This is a genomic window from Leuconostoc kimchii IMSNU 11154 (assembly GCF_000092505.1).
Classification (GTDB): Bacteria; Bacillota; Bacilli; order Lactobacillales; family Lactobacillaceae; genus Leuconostoc; species Leuconostoc kimchii.
Map to the genome: position 1 here is coordinate 1,928,022 of NC_014136.1, position 14,047 is coordinate 1,942,068.

Consider the following 14,047-nt stretch of genomic DNA (forward strand, 5'->3'; position numbering starts at 1 on the left):
ACATGGATGTCATATGTCTTCGAGTTATCCAAATATGATGTCATGAACAATAAGGAAAAATGCAAATGATTAAATTAATGCGTGCTCAAAGTACAGGTCTTCGTGGCACGATGACCGTTCCAGGGGACAAATCCATATCTCACCGGGCATTAATGTTTGGCGCGATTGCTCAAGGTGTGACCGAAATAGAGAACTTTTTGGTGTCTGATGATGTTTTACACACGATGGCTGTTTTCCGTGAACTAGGCGTGACGATTGATCAACACGGGAAGCATGTTCGTGTTATCGGCCGAGGAAGTGAACACTTTACTCAACCTCAAAAAGCCCTTGACATGGGCAATTCAGGGACGTCTACACGGCTATTAATGGGTCTATTAAGCCGACAGCCATTTAATATTCATATTGTTGGGGATGAGTCTTTGAGTCGTAGACCAATGAAACGTGTCTTGACGCCTTTAGCACTCATGGGTGCTGATATTAGGTTATCTGAAAATGATACACTACCAGGTGTGATTTATGCGAATTCTCAGGTAACTGGTATCACCTATGAGATGCCAGTTGCATCTGCGCAAGTTAAAAGTGCTATCTTACTGGCGGGCATACAAGCAGAGGGTGTGACAACCATCATCGAAAAAATACCTTCACGCGATCATACTGAACGCATGTTACGGCAATTTGGTGGCACGATAACGGTTAAAGATGGTAGGGTTTCTGTAACGAAGCATCAACATTTGACAGGGCAACATGTGATAGTACCTTCAGATATTTCCAGTGCTGCCTTTTTCATAGTTGCTGGATTGATTACACCTAATTCAAAATTAACAATTAAAAAAGTTGGCATCAACAAAACGCGAGATGGTGTTTTACAATTATTAAAACGCATGGGTGCAAATATTGTCATGTCGAATATTAACGTGAATGGTGAACCATTTGCAGATATTACGATTGAGGCACAACAATTGAAAGGTATTGATATTACTGAAAAGGATATTCCGAGTTCAGTCGATGAACTGCCTATCATAGCTTTGGCCGCGACTCAGGCGCAAGGTGATACAACGATTACTGGCGCTGGGGAACTACGTGTTAAGGAAACAGACCGTATTGCAACCGTGATTAGTGAGTTAACTAAATTAGGTGCAAATATTGAAGCTTTAGAAGATGGGATGATTATTCATGGTGGTACGCCATTACATGTGACAAATGAATCCGCCCTATTAACATCACATGGTGATCATCGTATTGGTATGATGAATGCGATTGCAGCATTGATAACGACTGGCGGGGATGTCGTGTTGACAGGCGAAGATGCGATTAGTGTCTCGTATCCTGGATTCCTGGAAAACTTGTCTCGGGTGATGATATGAATATTGTGGTTCAAGGTTTGGGTGAAATGGGCGCTTCGCTAGCAATGGTTTTAAACCAGCAACATGATAATCGTGTCATTGGTGTCGATGCAAAAGCTGTGACACGACAGGCTGCTTTAAAAAATAATATTGTGTCTGAAGTTACTGATGACATTGTGGCTGTTGCAGGGCAAGCTGATGTGATTGTTTTAGCCACACCGGTTTCAATCATCAAACAAACGATGAAAATATTGTCGAAAATGCTTCTCAAATCTCACGTCATTGTGACGGATACTGGTTCGACCAAAAACGAAATTATGGCTATCGCTAATTCAGAGTTGCAGCATGTCGCATTCATTGGTGGACATGCCATGGCTGGCACGCACAAAAGCGGTGTTGCGTACGCAGATGCTTTATTATATGTAGGCACGCCTTATTTTTTAATGCCAAACCCAATCGGAAAACAGCGCGTAAATCAATTAAAAAAGATCTTAGCACCAATTCAGGCTCATTTTACAGCAATGGATGTGACAACACATGATGATTTGATGGCAATGATTAGTGATGTACCCCATATTGCCGCGTTTGCATTGATGAACGCTGCGGTTAAACAGTTAGGACCTTCAGAAGGTTTTGGTCAATATGTTGCTGGTGGCTTTAAAGATACAACACGTATTGCTGAAAGTGATCCTAACCTTTGGACAGATATATTATTGAGTAATAAAGCAAGTGTCATGGCAAATAATCAAGCGCTGATAGCTGAATTAGAAGCGTTTAATCAGGCATTGATTTCAGATGATGTAGCTAATCTCACTGCATTGATTCATGCCGCTCAAACATCACGTCAGCGATTATTAGGAAGGGAAAATAATGATTAAAGAACCAAAAACCCTAATGCTTGTCGGATTTATGGGTGCTGGTAAGACAACGGTAGGGCGAGAAATAGCGCGACAACATCAATCGTTGTTTATAGATGTTGACTCAGAAATAGAACGCTTGGCGAACCAATCTATTGCAGAAATATTTGTTGCGCGTGGTGAAGCTGGATTTCGTGAACTAGAAACGCAGGTTTTATCAGAAGTTCAAACTTTTAATGGTATTGTGGCTACTGGTGGTGGTGTTGTTGAAAGAAGTGAAAATTTAGCTATATTAGAACAGTCACCAGCGACAGTTATTTATTTACACGGCAATTTGGAAAGTACAATTAGTCGCTTATTGTTGGAAGGGCAACGTCCGCTACTACAAGAAAAATCAGCGGTCGATTTTTTCAACTTATGGCAACAACGCGATCCAAAATACCAACGTATTGCTAATTTTACAGTTGAAACAGTGGGTAAAACACCTGAGCGCATTGCTGCTGAGATTGTGGCACTTTTTAGCTCAAACGAAGATGAGTTAGCTTTATTACAATTGCGATCTGAAATTGATGCTTTCGATCGTCAAATTTTTCAACTGATAGAAAAACGTATGCAGGTTGTGTCATCGGTCGCGCAATATAAGAAAAAGTTTGATATGAAAACGGTTCAACAGCCGCGTATGTTGAAAATGCGTGAGTTACTCAAATATGATTTTGAGGACTCTAAAGACATTACAGATGAGATGATTGATCAAATTATGTCAATATTGACCACCTCTGCCATTAATAAAGAAAACGAACAATTAAAACGATGAAACTACATACATTAGGACCAGTGGGAACAGACTCTCAACTGGCGGCACAATATTATGCGACGCATGAGAAGTTGGTGTTACATCAAAGTTTTGAAGAAATATTAACACATTTAGACGACTATACTGGCGAACAAATCATCATGCCAGTGGCGTTTAAGTCTAATCAAGTACCTAATTTGAATTGGGCAGACATCAATTATTTAGAATGGGCACGATTAGATATTATTTCAACTTTTTCATTGCCACTTATGCCAATGAGTTTAATTGAAAATGTATCATATCAACGTAATGTGGCTATTATTCATGCAGCGACAGAGGGCTTGTTGCAGCAATATTTAAGAATCAATCAGCTAGATAATGCGTGGGGTCCCTCTATTATTTATTCAACTAGCAAGCCAGTTGCGATGTCAGACTTTATAAATGACCAAAATCGGTTTACAATTGTATCAGAAAAACAATTTTTCAAACTACCAGAAAGTGAAAATCCAAAGTATCATATTAGGCAGCAATTAGCGCCACAAATGATTTGGGTTGTGTATCAAATAAAATGACACTACGAGAAGTCCTTCAATTACCCAACAGTATCAACAATAAGCCGATTATTGCTGTGCCTTTAACGTTAGGACCAACTGATAAGTTGACGCCTTTTGCCAATCAATTACAAGAACAGAATCCAGATATTGTTGAATGGCGAGCAGATTATATTGCTGATGATTTTAGTCAAGCTGTGATGTGGCAACAAGTTAGAATGGGCGCACAAGCTGAACTTACACAAAAAAAGCTCACAGCTATGACTGAGGCTAAAATGCTTGCAGAAATGGACAAAGCACAACAAGAATTTAACGTCAACTGGCCAGCTATGAATGCGCAAATCATAAAAGAGTTAACAGGTTCTGTGTTTAATACGATTGGTAGTTTTCCGATTATTCTAACTTATCGAACACAATCTCAAGGGGGATTAGGTGAGATGTCACCCGTTGCATATGCAACTTTTATTGTGACAGCGCTGCGTTCCGGTTACCATTTTACGGCTGTTGATATCGAATATACCTTAGATAGTGATTTACGCGACAAAATTATAGCGACAGCACAACAAGTTGGCGTCCCAGTTATTTTGTCTTATCACGATTTTGAACAGACACCAGATGTGGCAGCTTTTATTCAAGATATGGCACAAAGTGATGCGGATATTATCAAATTAGCTGTGACACCTAAAAATGAGCAAGACGTGCAACGTCTCTTAGATGACACACGTGCGGTAACAGTTAAGCAACCGTTGATCACAATGAGCATGGGTGATCTAGGTCGCCGTTCACGGATTGAGGGTTATACTTATGGTTCGGAAATGACTTTTGCAACACTGGATACGGCGTTACCAAGTGCGCCTGGTCAGCTTAAAATTAGTCAATTACTGGCAGCATGGCAATAAAAAAACGTGAAATTAATTTCACGTTTTTTTTATTTTTCAGTTGAAACTTTTTTTGGTGCAGCTGATCCTGAAAGTGTTGGAATTGCAAACATTGAGATTTCTCCAATGATGAGTGTCACAATAGCAACAGTTAAGAAGGAATAAGTAACACCAGTTAATTGAGAAACGATATATCCCAAAATTTCACCGTAAATAACTGACCAAACAGCGACAGTAATAAATTTCATAAGTTTCACCTCTTTACAAAACTATCATACGCTTTTTATGAAAAATCGCAACCTTTTTAAAATTTTTTCGTGTATAATTAAAGGGAACAAATTTTCGCATCTCTAATATGAGGGTTAGTGGAGGACCAATGTACGCACCTTTACAAATTTTGAGCGCTTATAGCTTATTAAAAAATCCGAATACAATTGAACAAATTATTCAAGTAGCTAAAGAGAGACACTATGAAGCAGTGGCTCTAACAGACATTAATGTCATGTATGGTGCAGTTGACTTTTATCAAACAGCTAGAAAATACGGCATCAAGCCATTGTTTGGTCTGACATTGCTCATTAATGGATTGGTAAACACAGCAACGACTTTCCCAGTTTTACTAATTGCTGAAAATCAAGCGGGTTACCAAAATTTAATGTGGATTTCGTCTGCTAAAATGACCAGTAAATCATCAGACATGACCTTGACAATTATTGCTGATCACTTAGATGGTATCAATGTCATTTTGTCGCAAGATAGTGAATTAGCACAATTTATTGCGGCTGAATATGATGATGCAACTGACTACTGGCAAGATTTAACGACTAAAATAAAGCCAGAAAATGTATACTTGGGAATTAATCCCAGTTTGGCACCACAAATTCAATCACGTTTAGTGAACTTCAGTCTTGCCAATCAAGCACGATTAATTGCGTTGGATGATATAGATTATCTTAATCCTGATGATGCTTTTACAACACAGGTGTTAAAAGCAATTGATGCCAATGCACAATTAGATGGTGTCAAAGTATTATCACAACAATTAGGAACACACACTTTAGAAGATCTGAACCAAGTTAAGGCAGCTTATTTAACAACAGATGCGCTAAAAATGGCTTATCAGCATAATGAACAACTTGTTTCAAAAAGTCATGTTGATATTATGTTCAAACAAACAGCCTCATTGCCGTCATTTGAATTACCAAATTCTGAACAAACCTCTGGCGAATACCTACAATTTATTTCTGAAAAAGGGTTATCAAATCGCCTTAAAGGAAGAAAATTACCAGAAGATCATTATAGCAAACGACTCAAGCACGAATTACAAGTTATTAATCACTTAGGATTCAATGATTATTTTTTGATTGTGTGGGATATTGTTAATTTTGCGCACCAAAAAAATATTCAAATGGGCGCGGGACGTGGATCTGCGGCGGGTTCTTTAGTGGCCTATGCGTTAGGTATTACTGATGTTGATCCACTGCAATTTGGATTGCTTTTTGAGCGCTTTTTAAACCCAGATCGTGTTCAAATGCCTGACATTGATATTGACTGGCCAGACAATAAACGCGAAGCAATATTAACGTACCTACATGATAAGTATGGACAGCGAAATTTTGCCCAAATTATAACATTTGGCACCTTGGCTGCTAAACAAGCACTGCGAGATACGGCCCGAGTATTCGGCGTATCACAAGCCATGATGAGTCGTATTAGTCGTGCGATTCCGCAACCTAAGCAGGGGCGTAAAGTGTCCATTCAAGATGCACTGGAATCATCAGATAATCTGAAAAATACACTGTCAACCATTGAAAATGGTGATCTGTTATTGAAAGTTGCTCAGCAAATTGAAGGGTTGCCCCGTAATTACTCCACTCATGCTGCAGGAGTCGTATTGAGCGCAGATGTACTGGTTAAAACATTGCCCGTGCAATCGGGAACGGATGACCGTTTGCTAACACAATTTGAAAAAAATCCAGTAGAAGCTTTAGGATTGCTTAAAATTGATGTGTTAGGGCTATCTAATTTATCTATTTTGGCACAAACACTCTATGTGGCAAAAGCAAATTTGCCTGAATATTTCAATATTAGCGATGTGCCACTTGACGACGAAAAGACACTGGATTTATACGCCGCAGGTGATACAGATGGTATTTTTCAGTTTGAATCACCAGGTATTAAAAATGTTTTACGGCAATTAAAGCCTGCTACTTTTGAACATATTGTAGCAGTTAATGCATTGTATCGTCCAGGACCTAGTCGTAATATTGAGACATTTATTAAGCGGCGTCATGGTCTTGAAAATGTCACCATGCTAGATGCCAGTTTGAAGACAATTTTAGCGCCAACGTTTGGTATTATTGTTTATCAAGAACAAGTGATGTTGGTCGCTGAAGCGTATGCTGGATTCACTTTAGGGGAAGCTGATATTTTACGCAGTGCGATGTCTAAGAAAAAACTTGAAAAAATGACTGCAATGCATAAACAGTTTGTTACAGGTGCTGTATCATTAGGGCATGATGCTAAACAAGCCGAACAGATTTTTGCTTATATTGATGAATTCGCAAATTATGGATTTAATAGATCTCATGCCGTTGCATATAGTAAGTTATCTTTTGAACTCGCCTACATGAAAGCACATTATCCCGTTGCTTTCTTTACTGCGGTATTGAATGCTAATTTGGGTTCACCTGATAAAGTACGTCGCTATGTCACGGCTGCAAAATCACGTGGTATTACTGTTAAACCGCCAAGTATCAATCGGTCACAGCGATTTTGGACATCAGATAATCAAACGCTACAAATGGGGTTAAATAATATTCGAGGTGTGCGAACTGATTTTGTGACAACGTTGCTAGAGGAACGGCAAAATAATGGCGAGTTTCAATCCTTTCAATCGTTTGTACGTCGTTTGCCAGATAAGTTTCGTAAGCATGATATTTTGATTCAACTTGTTTATGCTGGTGCATTAGACGCTTTTGGGTATAATCGAGCAGAGTTAATTAGTGCGCTTGATGATTTGATCGAGGCTGCCAGTTTTGGAGATCTCATTTTAAATGAAACTAAAATCAAAAAAGTAGCTGAGTTTTCTTCAACTGAAAAATTAGCACACGAAAAAGATGTGATTGGCGTTAATTTATCTGGGCATCCGCTGGACAGTTATTTGGAAATGATAACGACACAACATTTTCAGCAGATAGTAGATTTCACGCAAAAAAATCAAATGATAACAGTCATTGCGCTTGTTGATAATATACGCAAGACCCGTACAAAAAAGGGTGAAGAAATGGCTTTTATCACAGTATCTGATATGACAGGTAGTATCAGTGTCACCATTTTTAGTCATTTATTAGTCAAAGTTAGTGATTTATTAAAAGTAGGATCCGTTGTTCAGATTGCTGGTAAAGTGGATCGTTATAACGATAAACTATCAGTTATTGCCAATCAAATTAGTTTGGCTCCAAACGTTCAATCGCTAATGAAAGGGACTTGGTTTTTGAGGTTCGATGACACACATGATACGGTTGAAAATCGGCAGGATGTGATTGCTGTTCTGAAAAAATATCATGGTCATAATCCTGTTGTTATTCACTGGCAAAAAAACGATCGCAATCAGAATCTTGATGCGAAATTTTGGATGAGTGATGAAACCGCTGTCATTATTGAATTGGCGCCATTACTAGGGAACGATAATATTGTGTTCCGCAGAAGTCGTTAATATTAGGCTTGTGTAAACAAGTAATAATGTATAAAATAGAGTTTGGGTAGAGTTGCACAAGCAACAACCAAGATAACTAAGGAGCTATTTAACCATGAAAAAGACGAAAATCGTCTCAACACTTGGTCCGTCATCATCTGATGTCGAAACAATCGTCAAGTTGATTCAAGCGGGTGCGAATGTATTCCGTTTTAACTTCTCACACGGTGATCACGAAGAACATTTAGGTCGTATGAACGCAGTTCACGAAGCTGAAAAAATCACTGGTAAAACAGTTGGTATTTTGTTGGACACAAAGGGTGCAGAAATCCGTACAACAAAGCAAGCTGATGGTAAGATTGAGTTCCATACAGGGGACACATTGCGCATTGCAATGGATGAAAACCTTGAAGGCACAAAGGAAAAGATTGCTGTTACCTATGCCGGTTTGTTTGATGATGTTAATGAAGGCGGACAAGTTTTGTTCGATGATGGTTTGCTTGGCACAACTGTTCTTGAAAAGGACGTAGCCAATCGTGAACTTGTTGTGCGTATTGATAACGATGGTATCTTAGGTTCACGTAAGGGCGTTAATGCACCTGGTGTGTCAATTAACTTGCCTGGAATCACCGAAAAAGATGCTGATGATATTCGTTTTGGGTTAGACCACGAAATTAATTATATTGCAGCTTCATTTGTTCGTAAGCCTGAAGACGTGCTTGAAATTCGTGCATTGTTGAAAGAAAAGAACATGGAACACGTGCAAATCATTCCAAAGATTGAGTCACAAGAAGGTATTGATAACCTTGATGCAATTCTTGAAGTTTCAGATGCTTTGATGGTGCCACGTGGTGACATGGGTGTTGAAATTCCTGCCGAAAATGTGCCTTTGGTTCAAAAAGACATGATTCGTAAGATGAACAAGTTTGGTCTGCCAGTTATTACGGCAACTCAGATGCTTGATTCAATGGAAGAAAATCCACGCCCTACGCGTGCCGAAGCTTCCGATGTTGCCAACGCTGTCTTTGATGGTACTGATGCAACAATGCTATCAGGGGAATCAGCCAATGGTGATTATCCTGTTGAAGCTGTTGCTACAATGGCTGCTATCAATGAAAAAGCTGAAACGTCATTACGTGAAAATGGCCGTCATCAAGACATTTTGTTTGATGAATCAAGTGCTACTGAATCAGTTGCGTCTGCTGTAACACGTATTTCGCGCAGTGTAGGTGCTAAGGCTGTTGTTGTGTCAACAAATTCAGGCTACACGGCTCGTATGGTTTCAAAACATCGTCCTGATGTTAACGTATTAGCCGTTACTTATTCAGAACGTGTACAACGTGGTTTGACTTTGAATTACGGTGTGGTGCCAGTTGTATATGACGCACCTGCAACAATCGATGAGATGATTGCATTAGCTAAGACAGCTGTTAAGGAACAAGGCTTGGCTAACTCTGGTGATACAATTGTTATTGCTGCTGGTGTGCCAATGTCACAATCAGGAACAACAAACATGATTACTGTTCAAACAGTATAACGTTTACTTAAAAATTTCACCTGATTTATGGGTTAAGTCTTAAACGACTACTTCTTCACTAGAAGTAGTCGTTTTTATATGTTAATTGATTATTCCATAGTGTCATAGAACCTATCATAAATAAAACACTAAAATTGGTATACCTGATATGATAGTACCAATAAGTAAAGAGGAGTTTTGTTATGAATACAGGTGATTTGGCTTGGGTGTTGATATCTTCGGCTTTGGTTTGGTTAATGACACCAGGATTGGCGCTCTTTTATGGTGGTTTAGGCGAAAAACGTAATTTGTTACATACGATGTTTATTCCAGTTTTAATTATTGGTATTGCTTCATTAACGTGGTTCTTGGTTGGTTATTCGTTAGCTTTTGGTGGTAATGGTAATCTCATCGGTAATTTTAAACATCTGTTTTTAACTCATGTTTCGTTTACAAATTCTACTAAATCACTGACGATTCCAGATGGCGCTTTTGCTTTATTTCAGGGCATGTTTCCAATCATAACAGCAGCTATTATTACTGGATCTGTCATTGGTCGAATGAAAATTAAGGCTATGATTGTGTTTATTATTTTATGGTTAATTACCGTCTATTCTCCTCTGGCACATATGGTTTGGGGTGGCGGTTTATTGGCAAAGATGGGTGCGATTGATTTTGCTGGTGGTACTGTTGTCCACATCTCAAGTGGTGTAACTGGTTTGGTATTAGCGCTGCTGATTGGGCATCGACACAATGATAAACATATTCCAGTTAGACCATCATATGTTTTGATTGGTGGCGCATTACTCTGGGTGGGTTGGTTTGGCTTTAATTCAGGGTCTGCTTTGGCTGCAAATGGGACAGCTGTGTTGGCATTGGTTAACACTTGGTTAGCCTCAGCCGTGAGTGTACTGACATGGGGGCTTGCAGAATACAAAACGCATGGTAGAGTCACACTAGCTGGTATAACTAGCGGGGGTGTTGCCGGCTTAGTAGTCATTACACCTGCTGCAGGGTTTGTGGCACCTTGGTCTGCGGTTATCATGGGGTTACTTGCAGGAATTATAGGATTTGCAGGGATTACGTTTGTTAAAAGTAGTTTTGGCTACGATGATACGCTAGATGCCTTTGGCATTCATGGTATCGGTGGTGCTGTTGGTGCCATTTTAACTGGTGTGTTTGCAGATAAAAATATCGGCGGTGTCGCTGGTTTAGTTAATGGTAATCTGTCATTAGTTTGGAAGCAATTAGTTGCTGTTCTGTTTACAGTCGCATTTGCTGCAATTGGTACGCTGATCCTAGCAAAAATTACAGCGATCATAGCATCACCATTACGATTGTCAGCAATAGAAGAAGAGAAGGGTTATGACGCTATTTTACATGATTTAACGGTTGAATGACGGGCATGGGCCCGTTTTTTGTGTTAAAATTAAAAGAAACACGATAAAGGGGATCTGTAATTTGTCAGCACAAATACAGCAAATATTTACATTTGAGAATGCAGAACAACAAACAAAGCTTATTGGTGTCAATGATAGCTTTTTACGTTTGATAGAAGAGGGCCTCAGTATTCAATTACATGCACGTGGCGATCAGATGACAATTTCTGGAGATGAAGACAAAGTTCATTTGGCTCACGCTGTGTTACAAGAATTAACCAACTTGATCAAGCATCAAATTAATATTTCGCCAACGGATGTTGTTAGTGCTGTGACAATGGCACAGCGTGGCACGCTTGATTATTTTGGAGACCTGTATTCTGAAACGCTCATTAGAGATAATAAGGGACGCGCGGTTCGGGTTAAAAATTTTGGTCAACGACAATATGTGCAAGCCATTCGAAAAAATGATATTACTTTTGGGATTGGACCTGCTGGCACTGGTAAAACTTACCTCGCTGTTGTGATGGCCATTTCCTCGTTGAAACGAGGTGAGGTTGAGCGTATTATCATTACACGACCAGCAGTTGAAGCCGGTGAATCACTGGGATTTTTACCAGGAGATCTTAAAGAAAAAGTTGATCCTTACCTCAGGCCAATATATGATGCGATGAATGCAATTGTTGGTGCAGAACAAACACAACGGTTAATGGATCGTGGTGTGATAGAAATTGCACCGTTAGCCTACATGCGTGGTCGAACTTTAGATGATGCATTTATTATTTTAGATGAAGCACAAAATACGACTAACCAACAGATGAAAATGTTTCTCACGCGTTTTGGATTTGGTTCAAAAATGATTGTGAACGGTGATATTTCACAAATTGATTTACCTAGAGGTGCGAAATCAGGACTTATTTCGGCACAACGCATATTGAAAGATGTCAATCGTATGTCTTTTGTTAATTTCAGTAGTGCTGATGTTGTACGTCACCCTGTGGTTGGTCTCATTGTCAACGCTTATGACGCTGCGGAAACAAAATTGGCAGCATTAAAAAAGGAGCAAGGAATCAATGGATTTGGCAATAATTGACCAAACGAGCAAAGGCGTGAGCCAGTATCATCAGGATTTAGTTAACGCTATTTTGAACTTTTCGGGGACATTTTTAAAACTACCAGACAACACAGAAATGTCTGTGACGTTTGTTAACAATGACGAAATCCAACAGTATAATCGTCAATATCGTGGTGTTGACAAACCAACAGATGTCATTAGCTTTGCAATTGAAGAAGGAGAAGATGATTTTGATATCTTACCAGATCAAGAGTGGGCTAATGATATTGCTAAAAATATTGGCGATATTTTAGTATCCGTGGATGTTATTGCTTCGCAAGCGACTTACTTAGGTCATAGTTATGAACGTGAACTTGGCTTCCTAGTCGTGCATGGCTTTTTGCACTTAAATGGTTATGATCATATGCTTGGTGATGCAGAAGAAAAAGAAATGTTTGATTTACAACGAAAGATTTTGGATGATTATGGCCTCAAGAGATAATGAGCGAACAAAATTAGAAGATGTGCCTGATCACGTGGCGAAACAAACTGATCGCAATGGCAACTTTTTTAAGGCAATGCGTAATTCATTGAATGGTATTTGGATGATTTTGGTTCGTGAGCGCAATATGAGAATCCATATTGTACTTGCATTCATGATTCTAGTTGCTGGTTTGCATTACGGGTTATATCGTGCGGATTGGCTATGGGTCACGATGGCAATTTTCATTGTCATTTTTAGTGAATTTTTAAATACTATCATTGAGGCAGTTGTTGACCTGGTTGTCGAAAAAAAATATCATCCATTGGCAAAACTTGCTAAAGATGTCGCAGCAGGTGCTGTATTAGTAGCAGTTGGTGTTGAGATTATCATTTTACTGATTATTTTTCAGCCATATGTTTGGCGCCAATTTGGTATTGTCACTAATTTTTCTGATTTACTGCATCAATTTCAAAAGTAAGTTATTATCAGATAAAGTAATTGTATTGTTCTAAGAAACGATTGACGTTTCTTTAGTATAGGAGAAAAGTCGGCCTAGGCGCCGCATGTATTATGACAGAAACACAATTCAAATCAGGATTCGTTGCTATTATTGGTCGTCCTAATGTTGGAAAATCAACGCTACTGAATCGTATTGTTGGCGAAAAAATAGCCATTATGTCTGATAAAGCACAAACAACACGTAATAAAATTCAAGGTATCTATACAACCGATGCAGCGCAAGTTGTTTTTATCGATACACCGGGTGTACATAAACCACAAAATTCATTAGGTGATTTTATGGTAAAATCAGCTTTTTCTGCTTTACATGAAGCAGACGCTATCTGGTTTGTGGTTGATGCCAGCATGCCAAGAGGTCGCGGTGATGATTTTATTATTAATCGCTTGCAAGAGGTTAGCAATACACCAATTTATCTTTTAATTAATAAAGTTGATTTAATTTCACCACAAGATCTATTAACTATTATTGCAAGTTATCAGACAGATGCTCCTGGATGGACAGAGGTCTTCCCAATTTCGGCACGCGAGGGGGACAATGTACCAGAATTATTAGATAATATTGTTGCTAATCTTGAAGAAGGACCACAATATTTCGATGCTGACCAATTAACAGATCATCCTGAGCGTTTCGTTATTGGTGAATTGATTCGTGAAAAGGTATTGCAGCTCACACGACAAGAAGTTCCTCATTCAGTAGCTGTTGTTATTGATAAAATTTCACGTGAGAATGAAGAAAAAATTCATATTCAAGCTTCTATTATAGTGGAACGGCCAACGCAAAAAAATATAATCATAGGTAAGCAGGGTGCTATGATTAAAGATATTGGCACACGGGCACGAAAAGACATTGAACGGTTAATGGGTGATAAAGTTTTTCTTGAAACTTGGGTTAAAGTTGAGCCTCGTTGGCGTGATCGACCACAAGCTCTCCAATCCCTTGGTTATAGTAAAGAAGATTATTAATCCAATCTACAAG

The 14,047-nt window shown here is 39.0% G+C and carries 13 protein-coding genes; 12 read left to right on the forward strand and 1 reads right to left on the reverse strand.

Annotated elements, in window-relative coordinates; all coding sequences use genetic code 11:
• The first annotated feature begins 65 nt into the window (after positions 1-65).
• From aroA to LKI_RS10275, 5 genes are read left to right on the forward strand one after another with little or no spacing between them, the layout of a single operon-like run.
• On the forward strand, positions 66-1,364 hold the full coding sequence (gene aroA, locus LKI_RS10255; RefSeq protein ID WP_013104088.1) for a 3-phosphoshikimate 1-carboxyvinyltransferase: 1,299 nt from the start codon (positions 66-68) through the stop codon (positions 1,362-1,364).
• Positions 1,361-2,221, forward strand: a complete 861-nt coding sequence (locus tag LKI_RS10260; RefSeq protein ID WP_013104089.1) for a prephenate dehydrogenase — start codon at positions 1,361-1,363, stop codon at positions 2,219-2,221. The genes aroA and LKI_RS10260 overlap by 4 nt, the downstream gene beginning before the upstream one ends.
• Positions 2,214-3,014, forward strand: a complete 801-nt coding sequence (locus tag LKI_RS10265; protein ID WP_013104090.1) for a shikimate kinase — start codon at positions 2,214-2,216, stop codon at positions 3,012-3,014. The genes LKI_RS10260 and LKI_RS10265 overlap by 8 nt, the downstream gene beginning before the upstream one ends.
• On the forward strand, positions 3,011-3,565 hold the full coding sequence (locus LKI_RS10270; RefSeq protein ID WP_013104091.1) for a hypothetical protein: 555 nt from the start codon (positions 3,011-3,013) through the stop codon (positions 3,563-3,565). Before LKI_RS10265 ends, LKI_RS10270 begins: the two co-directional genes overlap by 4 nt.
• The gene (locus tag LKI_RS10275) at positions 3,562-4,443 is read left to right on the forward strand and encodes a type I 3-dehydroquinate dehydratase (protein ID WP_013104092.1); all 882 of its coding nucleotides are present in this window, start codon (positions 3,562-3,564) and stop codon (positions 4,441-4,443) included. Before LKI_RS10270 ends, LKI_RS10275 begins: the two co-directional genes overlap by 4 nt.
• A 29-nt stretch (positions 4,444-4,472) precedes the next feature.
• Here LKI_RS10275 and LKI_RS10280 read toward each other — a convergent pair whose 3' ends face one another.
• A complete protein-coding gene (locus tag LKI_RS10280; protein ID WP_013104093.1) occupies positions 4,473-4,670 on the reverse strand; it encodes a YjzD family protein in 198 nt (65 codons plus the stop codon).
• A gap of 128 nt (positions 4,671-4,798) precedes the next feature.
• Here LKI_RS10280 and LKI_RS10285 point away from each other — a divergent pair, with 128 nt between their 5' ends.
• The 7 genes from LKI_RS10285 to era all read left to right on the forward strand — a co-directional run bounded on the left by LKI_RS10285 (position 4,799) and on the right by era (position 14,034).
• Positions 4,799-8,140, forward strand: coding sequence for a DNA polymerase III subunit alpha (locus LKI_RS10285; RefSeq protein WP_013104094.1), 3,342 nt, complete (start codon positions 4,799-4,801; stop codon positions 8,138-8,140).
• Between the two features lie 94 nt (positions 8,141-8,234).
• Complete coding sequence (pyk, locus tag LKI_RS10290; RefSeq protein ID WP_013104095.1) at positions 8,235-9,656, forward strand: pyruvate kinase; 1,422 nt, start codon at positions 8,235-8,237, stop codon at positions 9,654-9,656.
• Positions 9,657-9,838: 182 nt separating this feature from the next.
• Positions 9,839-11,035 carry an ammonium transporter gene (locus LKI_RS10295; RefSeq protein ID WP_013104096.1) on the forward strand — a complete coding sequence of 399 codons (1,197 nt, stop codon included), beginning with the start codon at positions 9,839-9,841 and terminating at the stop codon, positions 11,033-11,035.
• A 61-nt stretch (positions 11,036-11,096) separates the two neighbouring features.
• Positions 11,097-12,107 (forward strand): PhoH family protein, encoded by a 1,011-nt coding sequence (locus LKI_RS10300; RefSeq protein WP_013104097.1) that lies wholly within the window; start codon positions 11,097-11,099, stop codon positions 12,105-12,107.
• Positions 12,088-12,570: an rRNA maturation RNase YbeY gene (gene ybeY, locus LKI_RS10305; protein ID WP_013104098.1), complete on the forward strand. Its 483-nt coding sequence runs from the start codon at positions 12,088-12,090 to the stop codon at positions 12,568-12,570. The genes LKI_RS10300 and ybeY overlap by 20 nt, the downstream gene beginning before the upstream one ends.
• Positions 12,554-13,030, forward strand: coding sequence for a diacylglycerol kinase family protein (locus LKI_RS10310; protein ID WP_041762751.1), 477 nt, complete (start codon positions 12,554-12,556; stop codon positions 13,028-13,030). Before ybeY ends, LKI_RS10310 begins: the two co-directional genes overlap by 17 nt.
• Positions 13,031-13,122: 92 nt before the next feature.
• Complete coding sequence (gene era / locus LKI_RS10315) at positions 13,123-14,034, forward strand: GTPase Era (protein ID WP_013104100.1); 912 nt, start codon at positions 13,123-13,125, stop codon at positions 14,032-14,034.
• The last annotated feature ends 13 nt before the right edge of the window (positions 14,035-14,047 follow it).

Excerpts from the sequence above, each read along its gene's own strand:
- aroA (WP_013104088.1), top strand. The coding sequence starts at position 66 with ATGATTAAATTAATGCGTGCTCAAAGTACAGGTCTTCGTGGCACGATG.
- LKI_RS10260 (WP_013104089.1), top strand. The coding sequence starts at position 1,361 with ATGAATATTGTGGTTCAAGGTTTGGGTGAAATGGGCGCTTCGCTAGCA.
- LKI_RS10265 (WP_013104090.1), top strand. The coding sequence starts at position 2,214 with ATGATTAAAGAACCAAAAACCCTAATGCTTGTCGGATTTATGGGTGCT.
- LKI_RS10270 (WP_013104091.1), top strand. The coding sequence starts at position 3,011 with ATGAAACTACATACATTAGGACCAGTGGGAACAGACTCTCAACTGGCG.
- LKI_RS10275 (WP_013104092.1), top strand. The coding sequence starts at position 3,562 with ATGACACTACGAGAAGTCCTTCAATTACCCAACAGTATCAACAATAAG.
- LKI_RS10280 (WP_013104093.1), bottom strand. The coding sequence starts at position 4,670 with ATGAAATTTATTACTGTCGCTGTTTGGTCAGTTATTTACGGTGAAATT.
- LKI_RS10285 (WP_013104094.1), top strand. The coding sequence starts at position 4,799 with ATGTACGCACCTTTACAAATTTTGAGCGCTTATAGCTTATTAAAAAAT.
- pyk (WP_013104095.1), top strand. The coding sequence starts at position 8,235 with ATGAAAAAGACGAAAATCGTCTCAACACTTGGTCCGTCATCATCTGAT.
- LKI_RS10295 (WP_013104096.1), top strand. The coding sequence starts at position 9,839 with ATGAATACAGGTGATTTGGCTTGGGTGTTGATATCTTCGGCTTTGGTT.
- ybeY (WP_013104098.1), top strand. The coding sequence starts at position 12,088 with ATGGATTTGGCAATAATTGACCAAACGAGCAAAGGCGTGAGCCAGTAT.
- LKI_RS10310 (WP_041762751.1), top strand. The coding sequence starts at position 12,554 with ATGGCCTCAAGAGATAATGAGCGAACAAAATTAGAAGATGTGCCTGAT.
- era (WP_013104100.1), top strand. The coding sequence starts at position 13,123 with ATGACAGAAACACAATTCAAATCAGGATTCGTTGCTATTATTGGTCGT.